The following is a 15368-nucleotide window of genomic DNA, read 5'->3' as shown; positions in this document are numbered from 1 at the left end:
AGATGGGTCATAATTTTAAACGTACAGATCGTGTCGCTGAGATGATTCAGCGTAAGCTAGCTCAGATAATACCTATGGAAGTAAAAGATCCGCGCTTAACCGGATTTGTGACTATATCGGCAGTCAAAGTGGCTGCTGATTTAGGGCATGCCAAAGTATATTTTACCGTGCTTAATGATGATAAAAAAACGGTTACAGCAATTTTAAATGCTGCTGCCAGTTATTTGCGTAGCGCTTTAGCACGAAGTATTACATTACGCACAGTCCCACAATTGCATTTTGTATATGATGAATCAATAGAGTACGGGCAACGTTTAAGTCGACTCATTGATGAAGCAAATCCTCCAACTTCAGAAGATAATGAAAGCGAATAAATCGTTAGCAATAGATGGAATTTTATTGCTGAACAAACCGGAAGGAATGTCCTCTAATACAGCCTTACAGAAAGCAAAAAGGCTGCTAGGGGCACAAAAAGCGGGACATACGGGAAGTTTAGATCCATTAGCTACTGGTATGTTACCACTTTGCTTCGGTGAAGCGACGAAAGTATGTCAGTTTTTACTTGATGCAGATAAATGCTACGAAACTACGGGTCTGCTGGGTATTAAAACGAATACTGCTGATGCTACAGGAGAAGTCACTGCGCGTGTGGATGGATTTACTATTTCTGAAGGGCAATTATTGGAAGTATTGGAGCAACATACTGGACATATAAAGCAGGTTCCTTCGATGTTTTCCGCTTTAAAACACAACGGGACGCCTCTTTATCGGTTGGCTCGAGAAGGGATTAATATTGAGAGGAAAGCACGAGAGATCCTGATTAGTAATTTACAGCTTACTGCTTTTGATGGAATTCATTTCTCCTTAACAGTGACTTGTAGTAAAGGAACTTATATTCGTAACTTAGTTGAGGATATAGGTGACGTTTTAGGTGTAGGAGCTCATGTGACTCGCTTGCATCGAGTTTATACATCAGGTTTAGATAATATGCCCATGTATTCGCTTGATGCATTAGAGGCAATGTCTGTGTCCGAAAGAATGGATTGCTTAATTCCTATGGATAGAGCAGTGAATCATTTAGAGCAAGTCACTCTTTTGGATGACGAGGTAATTACTATCCGTCAAGGCAGAACAGTAATAAATAAAATTGATGTTGGAGTAGCTGATTGTGTACGTCTTTATAATGAGAGTGCGCAATTTATTGGGTTAGGTGAACGCACTACACAAGGTGATATTAAAGCGAAACGATTGCTTTCTTTTTAGCGGTTATCATGTGATCAAAGAAACAATCACAGCGAAATATGAAATTTTTTGCACAAAAATAATTTTCAGTACTTGTTTCGTTGGACATGCCTTGGTAGAATGTTCGCCTTTAAATGAATACTTAGTAGTTCCGGGAGTGTATAATGTCGCTAAGCAGCGCGGATAAAGCAGCAATCGTTAAAGAATACAAGCGTTCCGATAAAGATACTGGTTCGCCTGAAGTTCAGGTTTCTATCATTACAAGCCGCATTAAATATTTAACTGACCATTTTAAAGAGCACAAAAAAGATTTCCATTCTCGTCGTGGACTACAAGAACTGGTTAATAAGCGTCGCAAGTTGTTAAAATATTTAAAGCGCAACGATGAAGCTCGCTATCAAACATTAATCCAAAGTCTGGAACTGAGAGATTCTTATTGATTGATGAGCAAACACATTTCTTTAGAAATGTACTTTATAAAAAATACTTTAAATAAAGGCGCAATTTTCTGCGCCTTTTTTTCGTTATAATTACTTAATGAGGAAGATTACGTGGCTAAGTTTACAAAAGAAATTGCATTTGGTGACCACACTCTTATATTGGAAACTGGTGAAATTGCGCGACAAGCTGATGGAGCAGTATTAGCCAGTATGAATGGCACCCAAGTATTAGCTACGGTAGTTGGAAAAAAAGAAGGTGCCGAAGGAAATGATTTTTTCCCTCTGACTGTAAACTATCAAGAAAAATTTTATGCAGTGGGTAAAATCCCCGGCGGATTTAACAAACGTGAAGGTAGACCATCTGATAATGAAACATTGATTTCACGCTTGATCGATCGCCCCATTCGACCTTTATTTCCAGATGGTTTTTGTAACGAAGTCCAAGTTATCGCGACAGTTCTTTCTTTAAATCCTGAAGTTTCCGCAGATATTCTGGCAATGGTTGCCTCTTCTGCAGCGTTAGCCCTCTCTGGCGTCCCTTTTAACGGGCCAATTGGCGCTGCACGGGTTGGTTATAAGGATGGTATTTACCTGCTTAATCCGAGCCGCAAAGACTTAGAGCAATCAAGACTGGATCTAGTTGTTGCCGGAACTAAAGATGCTATTTTGATGGTAGAGTCAGAAGCAAAAGAATTAAGCGAAGACATTATGCGTGGCGCGATTATGTTCGGTCATGAAATGATGAAAAATGTCATCAAGGCAATCGAAGAACTCGCAGCGCAAGGTGGTAAGCCTCGTTGGGAATGGACCCCTCCAGAAGTGGATAGTCATTTGCAACAACGAGTTGCTGATATGGTTAAGCATGAGGTTGAGGCAGCATACTTGATTAGAGACAAACAAGAGCGCTACCAACGTTTGGGTGAATTAAAAGAGCAAACAATCGCAGCCTTGCAAGCTGAAAATGATGAGTTAAAGGCAGATGTTATTGGTTCTATGTTTGTTGAAATCGAACGTGCGACTGTGCGCAATCGAATCCTTGATGGTGAGCCACGAATTGATGGACGTGATCATAAGACAGTTCGTCCTATTGCGATTCGTACAAAACTTCTGGAAAGAACACATGGCTCTGTTTTATTTACTCGCGGTGAAACACAAGCGATTGTTGTTGCGACTTTAGGAAATGAACGTGATGCACAAATGCTCGATAATATTATCGGAGAGACAAAAGATCGCTTTATGCTGCATTACAATTTCCCTCCCTATTCCGTAGGTGAGACGGGTATGGTTGGCAGCCCCAAACGTAGAGAAATTGGACATGGTCGCCTGGCCAAACGTGCGATTATGGCGGTATTACCAGAGGCAAACGAATTTCCTTATGTATTAAGAGTGGTCTCTGAAATCACTGAATCTAACGGTTCCAGCTCAATGGCTACAGTGTGTGGTACCAGCCTTGCATTGATGGATGCAGGCGTTCCATTGAAAGCCCCTGTTGCTGGGGTAGCAATGGGTTTGATTAAAGAGGGTGACCGGTACGCTGTATTAACGGATATATTAGGTGATGAAGACCATTTAGGTGATATGGATTTCAAAGTTGCTGGAACAGAACAGGGAATTACCGCATTACAAATGGACATTAAAATCCACGGGATAACCAGTGAAATTATGGAGCAAGCCCTGGATCAAGCTTTAGCCGGCCGCCTGCACATTCTAGGTGTCATGAATAATGCATTATCTGAGCATAGAGACGAATTGTCTCAACATGCACCTCGAATTACTACCATGAAAGTTGCTGAAGACAAGATTCGAACTATTATTGGTAAAGGCGGAGCAACGATTAAAGGATTGATTGATAGCACAGGTGTTTCTATAGATATCGATGATACAGGTGTAGTTCAATTGTTTTCTCCAGACATGAATGCATTGGAAGAAGCACAAAAGCAAATTAAAGCATTAATTGCCGAAATTGAGGTTGGTCAAACTTATCAGGGCAAGGTAAGTAAGATTGTTGATTTTGGTGCTTTTATTAATCTTTTACCTGGAAAGGACGGTTTACTCCATATTTCTCAGATCTGCAGTGATCGATCTCAAAAAGTTGAATCTGTATTGCATGAAGGCCAAGAGATAGAGGTCTTTGTTGCTGGCATCGATAAACAAGGTCGTGTGAAGCTGGAGTGGAAAGATAAGCCCCAAGCAGAAGGCGCAACTGACGCTCCAGTTACACCCGCTGCAGCGGAGCCTCTTGAGGAAGTTCATCAAGACGCGCCCAGTGTAAGTGATCGTGTAGGCGAAGAAGAGTAAACCTTGCTTGATAAGCTCTCTGACCTGTTGGTGTTGGAGAGCTTAGTTTCATAGAAGAGCGTATGGTGCTGTTAAGAGATATGCCGCATCAAATCCAATCGCAGGCCAATATTTAAATCCACTACTTAGACAGTTCAGATTATTTTGAGACGTTTTCGACTCACGCGCTCATGCTTATAGCAGCATATTTTATCATCATGATCACATCCTATCTTCAGGGTAGAGCATCTTCCGTGAATGCTTACCGCTGGAATAATGATCGAGATGAAATTAAAGCAGGATTACTTGCCTTGGGTCAAAGTTAAGAATTCAGCACGACTTGTTGGGTTAGTACGCATTTCACCTAGCATAACTGAAGTGGTCATTACGGAGTTTTGCTTTTCAACCCCCCGCATCATCATGCATAGATGCTTTGCTTCAATCACAACAGCCACACCACGTGCACCAGTAATGGATTCCAGGCATTTTGCTATTTCCGTGGTTAAACGCTCCTGAATTTGCAAGCGTCGAGCGTAGTAATCAACGATACGTGCCATTTTTGATAACCCGATTACTTTTCCATTAGGAATGTATCCTACATGACATTTCCCAAGGAATGGGAGTAAATGGTGTTCGCACATTGAATACATTTCTATATCCTTCACGATTACCATTTCGTTCATGTCCGAATCAAAAAGTGCCTCATTGATGATGTCATCTAAATTTTCGTTATAGCCTTTAGTCAAATAACGGATGGCATTGGCTGCACGTGCAGGCGTGTCAACCAATCCTTGACGAGTTATGTCTTCACCTATCTGTGTTAGCAGTTCTTTATATAGTTTTTCCATAGTTATTTCCTAGCCTGGGGGCCAAGTCATCTGACGTCCGCCCAGTAAATGTAAATGAATATGATATACTGTTTGGCCACCGTCGGGATTAATATTGAAAACTAATCGATATCCTGCGTCACTTATTCCTTCAGTTTGAGCAATTTTTTTTGCCCCTAAAATCATTTTTCCCAACAGGGCCTGGTTCGCATCGCTGGCTTCATTCAGTGTAGCAATATGTTGCTTTGGAATAATCAGCAGATGTTTAGGAGCTTGCGGGTTGAGATCGTGAAAAGCCATTATCTCATCATCTTCAAAAACTACTGATGCAGGGATTGCACCTTGTGCAATTTTGCAAAACAAGCAATTCATAGGCAATCTCATTTGAATCAAAAGAGCTATTATACATTGCATTACTTATAATGCGACAGCTTCTCTTTGCCTTTTAGTGTGTTTTTTCGCATAATAGCCGCTTTATAGCGTCATTCTAGATTGGGGCAATGATCATTTTTAAAATGAAAATCGCTTTGTATGACAAGATTTGCTTTTATAGTGAGTGAGCTGATAAGACTTTTTTTATGCTTTTATTTCAAGCTAAATGAACGCTGAGTTATTTTTACTTCGACGAGAGGGGAGATGAATAAATGAGTTTAATGAAGATTAGCAGTGGTCGTGATTTGCCAAAAGAAATTAATGTAATTATTGAAATCCCTATGCACAGTGAACCTGTAAAATATGAAGTGAACAAAGAGTCTGGGGTGTTATTTGTTGACCGCTTTTTATCAACACCAATGTTCTATCCAGTCAATTATGGCTATGTCCCTAATACTTTATCGGAAGATGGAGATCCTGTTGATGTACTCGTTGTCACTCCAGTGCCTCTAGTTGGTGGCTCAGTAATTCCATGTCGACCTGTTGGAATGTTAAAAATGACTGATGAGTCGGGTGTGGACGCTAAAATTTTAGCTGTTCCTACCAACAAACTTACTAAAATTTATGAAGCAGTCAAAACCCATGAGGACATTCCACAACATTTATTAAACTCCCTAGAGCACTTTTTCAGCCATTATAAGGACTTAGAAGAGGGAAAATGGGTTAAGCTAAATGGTTGGGTTGGTCCTGAAGCCGCTTACGAAGAAATTATGGCTAGTGTGGCGCGTTTTGATGATAAAGAGAAAAAATAGGTACTTGTTATCCTTTTAACGAAACATCTCTAGATAGTGTCATTCCGGCGTAGGCAGGAATCCATCTCTGAATTGGCTTTGTTGTCCAGTAAGAGATGGATCCTAACTTACCCTGAAATGACAATCTCATCGTGAACTAAAAATCATGAGTCTAATTTTGAGGAATAGGTGCAAAAATTTTTTGACACAGGTGTCGAGCATAGAGTGCAGTCCGCACTGGAGTAAAAAATTTTTTAACGCGTTCAAAGAGCAACTGGTTGTTACATAACTCTTGTGCTTTCTCTATCTCGCTTTCTTTGAAACCATATGGTACTTTATTTCGGGTGATAAAAGCTTAAGGAAAATCGGTGACATACCATCTTTCTACACTGTTCATCATACTGCTTTTTTTAATTTTTTTGGCTGCTTTTTTTTCAGGCACTGAAATCGGTATGATGTCGATAAACCGCTATAAGTTAAAGCATTTGGTCAAGAAAGAAAACAAACAGGCAACAAGAGTGAATCAAATACTCTCTCGACCCGACCGATTATTGAGTGTGGTGTTAATCGGTAATACCTTGGCTAATATTCTTGCCTCAACAATAGCAACATTGATTGGCCAACATATTTATGGTGATGCGGGTATTGCTATAGCCACCGCCTTTTTGACCCTGGTGATTTTAGTATTTGCAGAAATGATACCCAAAACATTTGCCGCAATTTATCCCCAGAAAGTTGCATTTGCCACTTCGTTACCCTTGCAAATTTTACAATTGATTCTTGCCCCGCTGGTATTTATAACCAGCTTTATGTCCAACGGTGTCTTACGTTTATTTCGAGTCTCAATTCATAAAATACAAAAAGAATCATTGACGGGCGAAGAATTACGTTCCGTGGTGCTTGAAGCGGGAGGTTTGCTCCCGGTGGAGCACAAAAGTATGTTAATTAGCCTATTGGATCTGGAACAAGCAACAGTCGAAGATATTATGATTCCTAAATCAGATATCGTTGGCATTGACATAGAGGAGCCTTGGTCGGAAATTCTCTATCAATTAGAAACAGCAAAGCATACCCGCTTGCCTTTATACCGAGATTCGATAGATGATTTGGTCGGCATGATTCACGTGCGTGATGTACTGAATCTAGCTATTGAGAATGAGTTGGACCTTGATAGTCTATTGGCTGCTGCTGATAAACCCTACTATATTCCTGAAGCAACCCCTCTCAACATTCAGATTTTAAATTTCAGGAAAATGAAAAGACGGAGTTCTTTTGTCGTCGATGAATATGGAAATATTCAGGGCCTCGTCACTATGGAGGATATACTTGAAGAGATCGTAGGCGAGTTTACCACCGATGTCGCTGCATTAAGTCGCGGGATTACTCCCCAAAGTGATGGCTCAGTTATTGTCGATGCCGGTCTTACATTACGTCATTTAAATCGTTTAATGGGATGGCACTTACCGCTGATAGGCCCTAAAACCTTAAGTGGTTTAATCGTAGAACATCTTGGATATATTCCCCCACCTGATTCATGTCTGGCTATAGAAAACTATCGTATGGAAATATTAAAAGTAGGCGATAATACGATTAAAAGTGTCAAAGTATTTAAAATGAGTAAAAAGCGCAAATAATAGTCTCTTTCAAAGGAGGGGCATTTATTTTCCTAATTGTTCCAATACATTTTTACACTGATTAAGAAAATCGTTGAATTGTGTATCCTTAATAAAATATCCATCAATATTAAAATCTTCAGTCGCGATCTTATCTTTGTTGTTATTTGAAGTAGTAAGAACAAAAATTCGTATACTTTTAAATTTTGAATGGGTGCGAAAAGATTGCAAAAATTCTAAGCCATTCATTTTAGGCATCATTAAATCTAAAACAATGATCGTAGGCAATACTGGGGTCTCAGTATCATCCTTCATCAAGATATCTAAGGCTTCAATCCCATTTCGTGCTATTTGCAGTGTAAGAGGCATATTTAATTTGCCAAGCTCTCTTTCTACATAGATGCGATCAATTTCATCATCATCAACCACTAAGATAACAGGGATTGTCTTTCTATGAGTCACGCTGCACCTCCTATTTTTTTTGGCCAAGTAAAATGAAATATTGCTCCCTGATTTTTATCTGATTTGACCCCAATCCGCCCCCCTTGAGCTTCAACAATTTTCTTGGCAATGCTGAGCCCAACGCCACAGCTTTCTAATACATCACGTGGTTGCAGGGTTTGAAAAAGTTGGAAAATTCGATCTTGATATGCGAGCTCGATACCAGGTCCATCATCGGCTACAAAAAACTCATAATAATCATTCTTTTCAACAACACCGACTTGAATGTGCCCTTTTTGAAGATGGTGGTGTTTTACTCCATTGTCAATTAGTTCATAAATTACTTCTTGTAATAGCTTTTTTTCTGCCTCGACCGTAAATTCACAGCGCTCACAACAAATATTAAAGTCATTTGCCGCTTCTACTTGATGGGCGACAGAGTTGACTAATTCGGGAAAATTAATTTTTTCAACTTTTGAGTGCATGGTTCCGGCTTGTGCGTATTTTAATAGCCCATCTAATAAATTAGACATGCGATAAGCACGCTTTCTTAAGAAGGTTAGATATTTTCGGGATTGGGAAGTTAATTGATTACCTACATCTTCTTCAATCCAAGAAACTAAATGTTCGATTGCCGGTAAGGGTGATTTTAAATCATGGGCGGCTAAGTAAACAAAACGCTCTAATTCATCTTCTGCATGTTTGACTAAAATCAAATTGGCAATTCTTGCTTTAAATTCTTCGGTAGAGAAGGGTTTAATCATATAATCTTGAGCTCCCTCTTGAAGCATGCGCACACAAAGTTCCTCGTCTGCTTTCGCAGTGACAATCATAATAGGGGTAGACAGGAGGGGCGAATACTGTCTTATTGCATGGACCATTTCTATTCCGTTCATATTGGGCATCATGATATCAGTAATGATTATTTGAGGATGTAAATTAATCGCCTTATCCAACCCTTCTTGACCATCACGCGCACTGGCGATACGATATTCTTTGCTTAACAGTTCACACAAAAATTCATTCATGGTCAAATTATCTTCTACCACTAAAACAAGAGGTAGATTGGCATGATTTTCTCTATTGAGCTGCTTGGTCACTATTTTGCTCTGGCTCACAATGCGAGGGATTTCAATGGTTTTGTGCATGGGTTGTTCACTATGCACCAATTGATCTGCTGGAGCATTTGTCGGGATTTGCATGATAAAAAGCGCACCACCTAATTTTGATTGCTGCACTTTAATTTTGCCCTGATGCAATTCGATAAAATCTTTTACAATTGCTAACCCTAAGCCAGTGCCTTCTGAATGCCCCATGCTTTCCTCCATTTGAAAGAAACGTTCAAAAATCGCTTCTCTATACTCTGAGGGAATTCCTGGGCCATTATCTTCAATAGAAAACTCCGCATACGTATTTTTTTTATCGAGCTTCAGATTAATCGTTCCTTGAAACGGACTAAATTTTATCGCATTGGAGAGCAAGTTGATGATCACACGCTCAATCTTTTCATAATCGATTTGAATGCATAATTTGGGGGGGAAAGAATAAGAAAGGTGTAACCTTTTTGCTTCAATATCTGCCTCAAATAGAGAGAGAATCCTTTTAACAAGGTGGACAAAATCAATGTTGTAATAATTAATTTGTAATCTACCTGAATCAAATTTTGCAATATCTAATAAATCATTGACATGTTTTAATAAAAGAAGTGCGTTCTCTCTCATTAATTGAATTCTTTTGACTTGTGATGGCGCTAAAGATTTATCTCGTAACAAACTATCTATAGGGCCCAAAATTAACATGAGTGGGGTACGTAATTCATGGCTGATATTCGCAAAAAATTGCGTTTTTAGTTGATCAAGCGATGCTAAATTGTAATTGGCAATTTGTAATTTTTTGTTAATGACTTGAATTTCTTGCGCTCGTTGATAAATTTCAATCTCCATCTCCCCGGCACGGGTACGCAACGCCTCCATTGCTTTTAGTTGATCATAGCGCGTTTTTTTTAGTTGAATGTATTCTGTGACGTCTTCGACTCGATGAATAATATATTTAATTTTTTTATGATTATCGAAAACGGGTAGATTTATCGGACTCCAATAACGTTCTTCATATCCTCCACCTTGTTCGCTAGGGCGACGAATATCGTATTTTTGGATTGCCATGGTGTCGTGAGTTTTATTTATTAACACTCTAGTCAATGAATCGTTTAAATTACTTACTCCAGTTGCCTGAGGGTCTTCTGGATTATCGGGAAACACTTCAAATATATTTTTCCCAATAATTTGTTCTCTAGTTACCATGGTGGCTTGCAGATAATTATTGCTGGCAGCAATAATCGTAAACTCTTTATCCAGAACAAGATAAAGTCCAGGAGCAGACTCAAAAATAGATTTATAATCAATGGGTTCTTTTGTACTCTCCATTGCAGCACCTCACAATCCGTGTATATTAAGTATAAAATATATACAATATATTTAAAAGTAATTCGGTGAATGTGTTAAGCTGCTATATTTCATCACTTTGTTTTAGGGTCACTACCTGTGCTGTGAACATATACCCTCCATTGCGAATGGTCTTGATTAAGGCGGGTTTTTTGGCATCAACTTCTATCTTTTGGCGAAGCCTGCTTATTTGTACATCAATTCTGCGATCAAAAGGATTTAAATCACTGTTTTTCGTGATCTGCAGCAGGAGCTCACGATCCAAAATGCGTTGGGGTTGTTGCACAAAAGTAAGTAGCAAATCATATTCCCCAGCGCTTAATGACAATTCTTCATTAGCATTACTAAACACTTGCCTGGATGCAGGATAAAGCCGCCAATTGGCAAAAACAAGAACCTCTTTTTCATGATCAGATTGTTGTTGTGCGCGTAACACCCGTCGATTAATTGCACTAACGCGCGCATGAAGTTCTCTTGGTAATAGTGGCTTTACAATAAAATCATCTGCCCCGGCTTCGAGTACTTTGATGCAGGCTTCTTCATCTGGGGTATCATTGATAATCAATAAAGGTACTGGATAATCTATATAAAATTGATGAATCGCCTGAGGGCTATTTTTTAGAATAGACCAGCTAATCAAAATAGCAACAACTTTCCCTAACCCGTTTTGAATGGGAGTTAATTGGTTTTGCTGCACGATATTAATATTAAATTGAGCAAAGTATTTTTTGAGATCCTCACTCACAGGATCGTTATCAATAAATAATAGATAACTGGGTTGCGGCATTAATTTATTCCCGATTTTTGTAAGCACTATTCGTCATAATTTTGTCAAGATTAATATAGACTTGCAATTATTTTCGATATTATCCTAGAAAAAGTAGCTGAAAGCCTATCGATTTTCTATGTGGCTGCTAGTCGGGTCAAAAATGTTTCCTGAGAGGAATAGAGCATCACATTTTCCCCAGCTAAGAAAATACATTAACTCAAGACATCGCTCAAGGAGAGAGGATGAATCATAAAAGTGCTCCATTTTCAAATTGGTTTGTCGCTGAACAGGACCGGAAACAAATCCATCCTCAGTCGCAAGAAGTACATCAATTATTTTCGAAGCGACAATTTAATTTGTGGATGGAAGGATTGGTTGATTTTTTGAATAAAAATAATGAGGTGCCGGTTACATGGGCTGCTCTACTTCATCAATGGAGTGTTGAGCAACTACACGTGGTATTGGACTATTTTTCTAATCCACAGTTTGCTGCTTTAGTTAATGCCATTTTCTTCTACAAGTTCCATCCGGACAAATTATTTACTGAGGTAATACATCCGGAAAAGCTCATTTCAGTACAAATGCGTTTAGGGGTATTGCATCATTACATTGAATTAATACAACAACAATTATATCGAGTTGCCTTAAAAAATGATTTAACTCCGGCAGTTGATTATTTCTTACATAACGAAGAACCCCCACAAGGCATCTTCATCGAGATCCATGAAGAGCACAGACAACTAATACAAGCGGCAGTTAAAAAACTTAGAATAAATGTGAGTCTGAGTCAGGAAAAACCTGAGGCTGGTGATTGGTTATATAATCTGATGCGGGCTTATAAATTCTCATTTAATCCAAATCGTTTAATCGATGCCGTGATGATGCTCCAGCAAAGTTTATTATCCGAAGTTATCGAACACGAACAACGTTCAGTTATTTTTCGAGAAAAAATGGTGATTTTGTACCATCAACGTTCTTCTGCAGAATGTTTGGACTTATACGGTTACTTTGCTAATGAGGATACGCGTTGTTTACTTAATACTTTCTATAAATTCGTACAAGGTAGTACTTTTGACTGGTTACCCATTCTAAATACAGAAGAAAGAATTACGGTGCTGAACGTATTTGATGCTTTAAGCTGTGTTCTGGAAGCATTACGAATCGAATTAAAAAATAGAAATTTGCTTGCTGCACCTTACAGGTATGATTTAGCTAATCCAAACATCGATGTCAGTGAGTCTAATCGCAATGCAGTGTTTCGAGTGCTAAGTATTTATCAACAACTTAAAGTCATTCCAGACAATGTAATTGAACAATTATTTCAATCTATTGAATGTTCTGATTGATTGAAACCTGTTGGCAACACACATCTTTTAGCAAAATGAGGGCTTTATGCACGCGGATACTCGATGACTTCATGTACTGTGTATCAGTGTTCAAAGGCTACATCATATGATTTCAATCTTGAGAGGGCTTCACCGGTCTAGAAGATTAATTCGCCTTATTATTCTTTTTCTTATCTTCTAAAAGGAATGAACGCAAAAATTTAATGATTAAAGCCCCTAGTTTTCTTTCCCTACCCGATTGAGTCAATGGAATACCAATTTTTCGTGAAATTTTAGCTTTAAGGGCCGAGATGCCAACCAATCTTTTCCATGAAAATCCACCAAGATTCATTTTTCTCACCTCCTCATGATAAATAGGCGAGTATACTCTTGTTTTTCATAGTTTAAAGTAATTTTTATTGCGATTTTTAGAGCGAGTTGCCAAGGGTAGGATTGGCCAAAATAATGTGATTTTAGCGTATAGAACTTCAACGATAACAACTACAACGAGTAATTATTACTCCGCAGCCTAATGTTCGGGGGGGAAAGCACTTTGGTGCTCAAGATGGCGTGAGTATTGCAACAGCCCTCTATTCCTGATCATGAGAAGGGCTGTTTAAATGCCAATTATAAATGTAACTGTCAATGGTGTTTATGTGTTTGAGTTGGCTCAGTAAAGGTTCTTTAGCAAATTGTAATAAATGAAAAATGACATCTTTTTTGTTTCCACCAAAATCCTCTTCATACCAATCGTATAATTTAGAGATGATTAGTTTTCCTTCAATAACATTTACTCCTCTCAGTGAGTTAATGTAATTTGAGGCAGCTTGATTTAGTTGTTCTTCAAGCATTTTACCTTGATAGATTTTTCTACTTAGATTAGGTGCGCCAATAGTGCCATTACTCAAGGCATAATGAGTGCGAGGATCATTCCAAATCGCTCTGATGATGCGGTTATTAATGTCATCTAAAGTTAAAGAAGTGTCTTTTACTGTGATTAGATTAGCCCCCCAGGGGCCTATACTGAATAATCCTGGCGAAATATTTATTTCTTGGATTGAAGTAACTGGATAATAATTAGATATAATTTGCACCGTAAGCGCATTGTAAACATTAATCCAATACGCCAATTGTTCATCCCGGTTGTAATTATCAATATTTACTTCAGACATGCTCTTTAAGTAGTCTTTAAGTAAATTTAAGTCTGTTTGAGTCATGTGGGCATAATCAACCAGATTGATATTTTCTTCATTGGTAACAATACGTCGATTTAGAAAATCCTGCCACAGTTTATGAGAAATTACTTCTTTTGATAAAGGGTTATTTACTTCCCATGTTGGCCATAAATTTTTATAAAAAGACGCATTTGCTAACCCTGATATGAGAAGCATGAGGATAAGAAGATATTTACTGCGAAATACTGTTTTAAACATGAATTATTGCTCTGTTGCGAAGGGCGTTTCCTATGGTGTTACCATCTAAAAACTCTAATTCTCCACCAGAAGGGATGCCATGCGCCAATTGAGTAATATTGATTGGCAGATTATGCAAAAGCTGGTGAATAAAATGAATGGTCGTTTGTCCTTCTATGCTGGGGCTTAACGCCAATATCACTTCTTTAACTTGTTCTTGGATGATAAGGTTTTTCAGTCGGGGTAATCCAATGTCTTCTGGGCCTAATCCATCGAGTGGGGATATTTTTCCCATGAGAACGAAGTACTTCCCTTGAAACGCGTTGCTTTGTTCTATAGCAGATACATCAGCTGGGCTTTCTACGACACAAAGTAAGGAGGAGTCCCGATTTGGATTTTGGCAGAGAGTACAAACTTTTTGCTCTGTATAATTGGCACAGCGTTCACAATGATGAATGTTGTTCATCGCTTCCTCTAGACATGAGGCAAGGTGTAACCCTCTCTGTCTTTGATGCTGGAGTAAATGAAACACCATACGCTGTGCTGATTTTGGACCTACGCCTGGCAGACAGCGTAACGCTTCTACCAGACGGTTTAGCATATCCATCGTTAGGACTATTCCTTATCGCCGCCCATTAAGTCAGTTGGAATGTTTAGACCAGCGGTCAATTGACTGATTTTTTCTTTAGACGCTTTTTCAATTTTGCGTACCGCATCGTTAATCGCGGCAGCAACTAGATCTTCCAACATTTCTACATCTTCTTCCATCATTGTCGGTTTGATTTTAACTTCAGTAGCATCATGTCGGCCGTTCATTTTAATAACGACCATCCCACCACCTGCTTCACCAGTGACAACTAATTGACTTAGTTGTTGTTGCGCCTCTTGCATACGTTGCTGCATTTTTTGCGCTTCTTTCATCAGGTTGCCAAGATTTTGATTCATATCCATTATTAAGGCCTCATATGTTTAGGTTTAAAAATTCAATCTATTATAAGTCATCTTTAAGCGGGACAATAGAATTTTTGACCAGTTCCGCTGAAAATTCTTGCTGAAGTTGCTGGAACATTGGATCATTGTTCAATGCTACTTCTGCTTGGTGCTGTTTTTGTTGCGCTGCTTGCTCTTTCTGCTGAGCAGGAGAGGCTTGCACCGATTCATCACTGTTTAAAATAATTTTTATTGGATTCTGGTAATATTGACCTAGAGCTGCTTCAAGGCGTGAGAACACCGTTGGAGTAAATAAGGACTGATGTCCTTTGGCCACACGTAATGTGATTTCTCGCCCATCTTTTGCAATTAATTCCGCATTTTCTGCCGCATTGAGTGCCAAACCAGTAAGTTTCAGATGAGGGATAATATTGGCCCAATCTTTATCTTCATGATTCGTCTGCTGTGGGATGTTTTCCTTTACTTCT

General features: G+C 38.8%; 17 protein-coding genes (1 of these 17 only partly in view). 7 read left to right on the top strand and 10 right to left on the bottom strand.

Annotated features, from left to right (window positions below):
* Positions 1-2: 2 nt before the first annotated feature.
* The 4 genes from rbfA to pnp all read left to right on the top strand — a co-directional run bounded on the left by rbfA (position 3) and on the right by pnp (position 3980).
* Complete coding sequence (gene rbfA, locus OQJ13_RS07250) at positions 3-374, top strand: 30S ribosome-binding factor RbfA (RefSeq protein ID WP_265710199.1); 372 nt, start codon at positions 3-5, stop codon at positions 372-374.
* On the top strand, positions 361-1263 hold the full coding sequence (gene truB / locus OQJ13_RS07245; protein WP_265710198.1) for a tRNA pseudouridine(55) synthase TruB: 903 nt from the start codon (positions 361-363) through the stop codon (positions 1261-1263). The genes rbfA and truB overlap by 14 nt, the downstream gene beginning before the upstream one ends.
* A 143-nt stretch (positions 1264-1406) precedes the next feature.
* On the top strand, positions 1407-1682 hold the full coding sequence (gene rpsO / locus OQJ13_RS07240) for a 30S ribosomal protein S15 (RefSeq protein WP_028381756.1): 276 nt from the start codon (positions 1407-1409) through the stop codon (positions 1680-1682).
* Between the two features lie 111 nt (positions 1683-1793).
* Entirely contained in the window at positions 1794-3980 is a 2187-nt protein-coding gene (gene pnp / locus OQJ13_RS07235) for a polyribonucleotide nucleotidyltransferase (RefSeq protein ID WP_265710197.1), read from the top strand.
* A 281-nt stretch (positions 3981-4261) separates the two neighbouring features.
* On the opposite strand, the gene folE is transcribed toward pnp, so the two are convergent.
* A complete protein-coding gene (gene folE / locus OQJ13_RS07230) occupies positions 4262-4807 on the bottom strand; it encodes a GTP cyclohydrolase I FolE (RefSeq protein ID WP_265710195.1) in 546 nt (181 codons plus the stop codon).
* A 9-nt stretch (positions 4808-4816) separates the two neighbouring features.
* A complete protein-coding gene (locus OQJ13_RS07225; RefSeq protein WP_265710194.1) occupies positions 4817-5158 on the bottom strand; it encodes a histidine triad nucleotide-binding protein in 342 nt (113 codons plus the stop codon).
* Positions 5159-5430: 272 nt separating this feature from the next.
* Between OQJ13_RS07225 and ppa the strand changes: the two genes are divergently transcribed.
* Both ppa and OQJ13_RS07215 read left to right on the top strand, forming a co-directional pair.
* The gene (gene ppa, locus OQJ13_RS07220; protein ID WP_265710193.1) at positions 5431-5970 is read left to right on the top strand and encodes an inorganic diphosphatase; all 540 of its coding nucleotides are present in this window, start codon (positions 5431-5433) and stop codon (positions 5968-5970) included.
* Between the two features lie 347 nt (positions 5971-6317).
* The gene (locus OQJ13_RS07215; protein ID WP_265710192.1) at positions 6318-7583 is read left to right on the top strand and encodes an HlyC/CorC family transporter; all 1266 of its coding nucleotides are present in this window, start codon (positions 6318-6320) and stop codon (positions 7581-7583) included.
* 24 nt (positions 7584-7607) lie between these two features.
* Here the strand turns inward: OQJ13_RS07215 and OQJ13_RS07210 are convergent, their stop codons facing one another.
* The 3 genes from OQJ13_RS07210 to OQJ13_RS07200 all read right to left on the bottom strand — a co-directional run bounded on the left by OQJ13_RS07210 (position 7608) and on the right by OQJ13_RS07200 (position 11231).
* Entirely contained in the window at positions 7608-8024 is a 417-nt protein-coding gene (locus tag OQJ13_RS07210) for a response regulator (protein WP_265710191.1), read from the bottom strand.
* Positions 8021-10426: an ATP-binding protein gene (locus OQJ13_RS07205; protein WP_265710190.1), complete on the bottom strand. Its 2406-nt coding sequence runs from the start codon at positions 10424-10426 to the stop codon at positions 8021-8023. The genes OQJ13_RS07210 and OQJ13_RS07205 overlap by 4 nt, the downstream gene beginning before the upstream one ends.
* A gap of 82 nt (positions 10427-10508) precedes the next feature.
* Positions 10509-11231, bottom strand: coding sequence for a winged helix-turn-helix domain-containing protein (locus OQJ13_RS07200; protein ID WP_265710189.1), 723 nt, complete (start codon positions 11229-11231; stop codon positions 10509-10511).
* A gap of 224 nt (positions 11232-11455) precedes the next feature.
* Between OQJ13_RS07200 and OQJ13_RS07195 the strand changes: the two genes are divergently transcribed.
* Positions 11456-12559, top strand: coding sequence for a hypothetical protein (locus OQJ13_RS07195; RefSeq protein ID WP_265710188.1), 1104 nt, complete (start codon positions 11456-11458; stop codon positions 12557-12559).
* Positions 12560-12704: 145 nt separating this feature from the next.
* Here the strand turns inward: OQJ13_RS07195 and OQJ13_RS07190 are convergent, their stop codons facing one another.
* The 5 genes from OQJ13_RS07190 to dnaX all read right to left on the bottom strand — a co-directional run.
* Positions 12705-12890, bottom strand: coding sequence for a hypothetical protein (locus OQJ13_RS07190; protein WP_265710187.1), 186 nt, complete (start codon positions 12888-12890; stop codon positions 12705-12707).
* Positions 12891-13128: 238 nt separating this feature from the next.
* Entirely contained in the window at positions 13129-13971 is an 843-nt protein-coding gene (locus tag OQJ13_RS07185) for a DUF547 domain-containing protein (RefSeq protein ID WP_265710186.1), read from the bottom strand.
* Positions 13964-14557 (bottom strand): recombination mediator RecR, encoded by a 594-nt coding sequence (gene recR, locus OQJ13_RS07180; protein WP_265710185.1) that lies wholly within the window; start codon positions 14555-14557, stop codon positions 13964-13966. The genes OQJ13_RS07185 and recR overlap by 8 nt, the downstream gene beginning before the upstream one ends.
* A gap of 8 nt (positions 14558-14565) precedes the next feature.
* Entirely contained in the window at positions 14566-14901 is a 336-nt protein-coding gene (locus OQJ13_RS07175) for a YbaB/EbfC family nucleoid-associated protein (protein ID WP_028381768.1), read from the bottom strand.
* Positions 14902-14941: 40 nt separating this feature from the next.
* On the bottom strand, positions 14942-15368 hold the 3' portion of the coding sequence (dnaX, locus tag OQJ13_RS07170) for a DNA polymerase III subunit gamma/tau (RefSeq protein ID WP_265710184.1). The gene runs 1226 nt beyond the window's last position; the window shows 427 of its 1653 coding nt (coding positions 1227-1653); its start codon lies beyond the right edge, outside the window; the stop codon is at positions 14942-14944.

This window comes from Legionella sp. PATHC035 (assembly GCF_026191115.1).
GTDB lineage: Bacteria > Pseudomonadota > Gammaproteobacteria > Legionellales > Legionellaceae > Legionella.
This window is presented reverse-complemented; position numbering and strand designations above follow the sequence as displayed.

What these genes read in the sequence shown, in the direction of transcription:
- OQJ13_RS07190 (WP_265710187.1), bottom strand. Translation starts at nt 12,890, where the DNA reads ATGAATCTTGGTGGATTTTCATGGAAAAGATTGGTTGGCATCTCGGCC.
- rpsO (WP_028381756.1), top strand. Translation starts at nt 1,407, where the DNA reads ATGTCGCTAAGCAGCGCGGATAAAGCAGCAATCGTTAAAGAATACAAG.
- OQJ13_RS07225 (WP_265710194.1), bottom strand. Translation starts at nt 5,158, where the DNA reads ATGAATTGCTTGTTTTGCAAAATTGCACAAGGTGCAATCCCTGCATCA.
- OQJ13_RS07175 (WP_028381768.1), bottom strand. Translation starts at nt 14,901, where the DNA reads ATGGATATGAATCAAAATCTTGGCAACCTGATGAAAGAAGCGCAAAAA.
- rbfA (WP_265710199.1), top strand. Translation starts at nt 3, where the DNA reads ATGGGTCATAATTTTAAACGTACAGATCGTGTCGCTGAGATGATTCAG.
- truB (WP_265710198.1), top strand. Translation starts at nt 361, where the DNA reads ATGAAAGCGAATAAATCGTTAGCAATAGATGGAATTTTATTGCTGAAC.
- folE (WP_265710195.1), bottom strand. Translation starts at nt 4,807, where the DNA reads ATGGAAAAACTATATAAAGAACTGCTAACACAGATAGGTGAAGACATA.
- OQJ13_RS07185 (WP_265710186.1), bottom strand. Translation starts at nt 13,971, where the DNA reads ATGTTTAAAACAGTATTTCGCAGTAAATATCTTCTTATCCTCATGCTT.
- OQJ13_RS07205 (WP_265710190.1), bottom strand. Translation starts at nt 10,426, where the DNA reads ATGGAGAGTACAAAAGAACCCATTGATTATAAATCTATTTTTGAGTCT.
- ppa (WP_265710193.1), top strand. Translation starts at nt 5,431, where the DNA reads ATGAGTTTAATGAAGATTAGCAGTGGTCGTGATTTGCCAAAAGAAATT.
- OQJ13_RS07195 (WP_265710188.1), top strand. Translation starts at nt 11,456, where the DNA reads ATGAATCATAAAAGTGCTCCATTTTCAAATTGGTTTGTCGCTGAACAG.
- OQJ13_RS07200 (WP_265710189.1), bottom strand. Translation starts at nt 11,231, where the DNA reads ATGCCGCAACCCAGTTATCTATTATTTATTGATAACGATCCTGTGAGT.
- recR (WP_265710185.1), bottom strand. Translation starts at nt 14,557, where the DNA reads ATGGATATGCTAAACCGTCTGGTAGAAGCGTTACGCTGTCTGCCAGGC.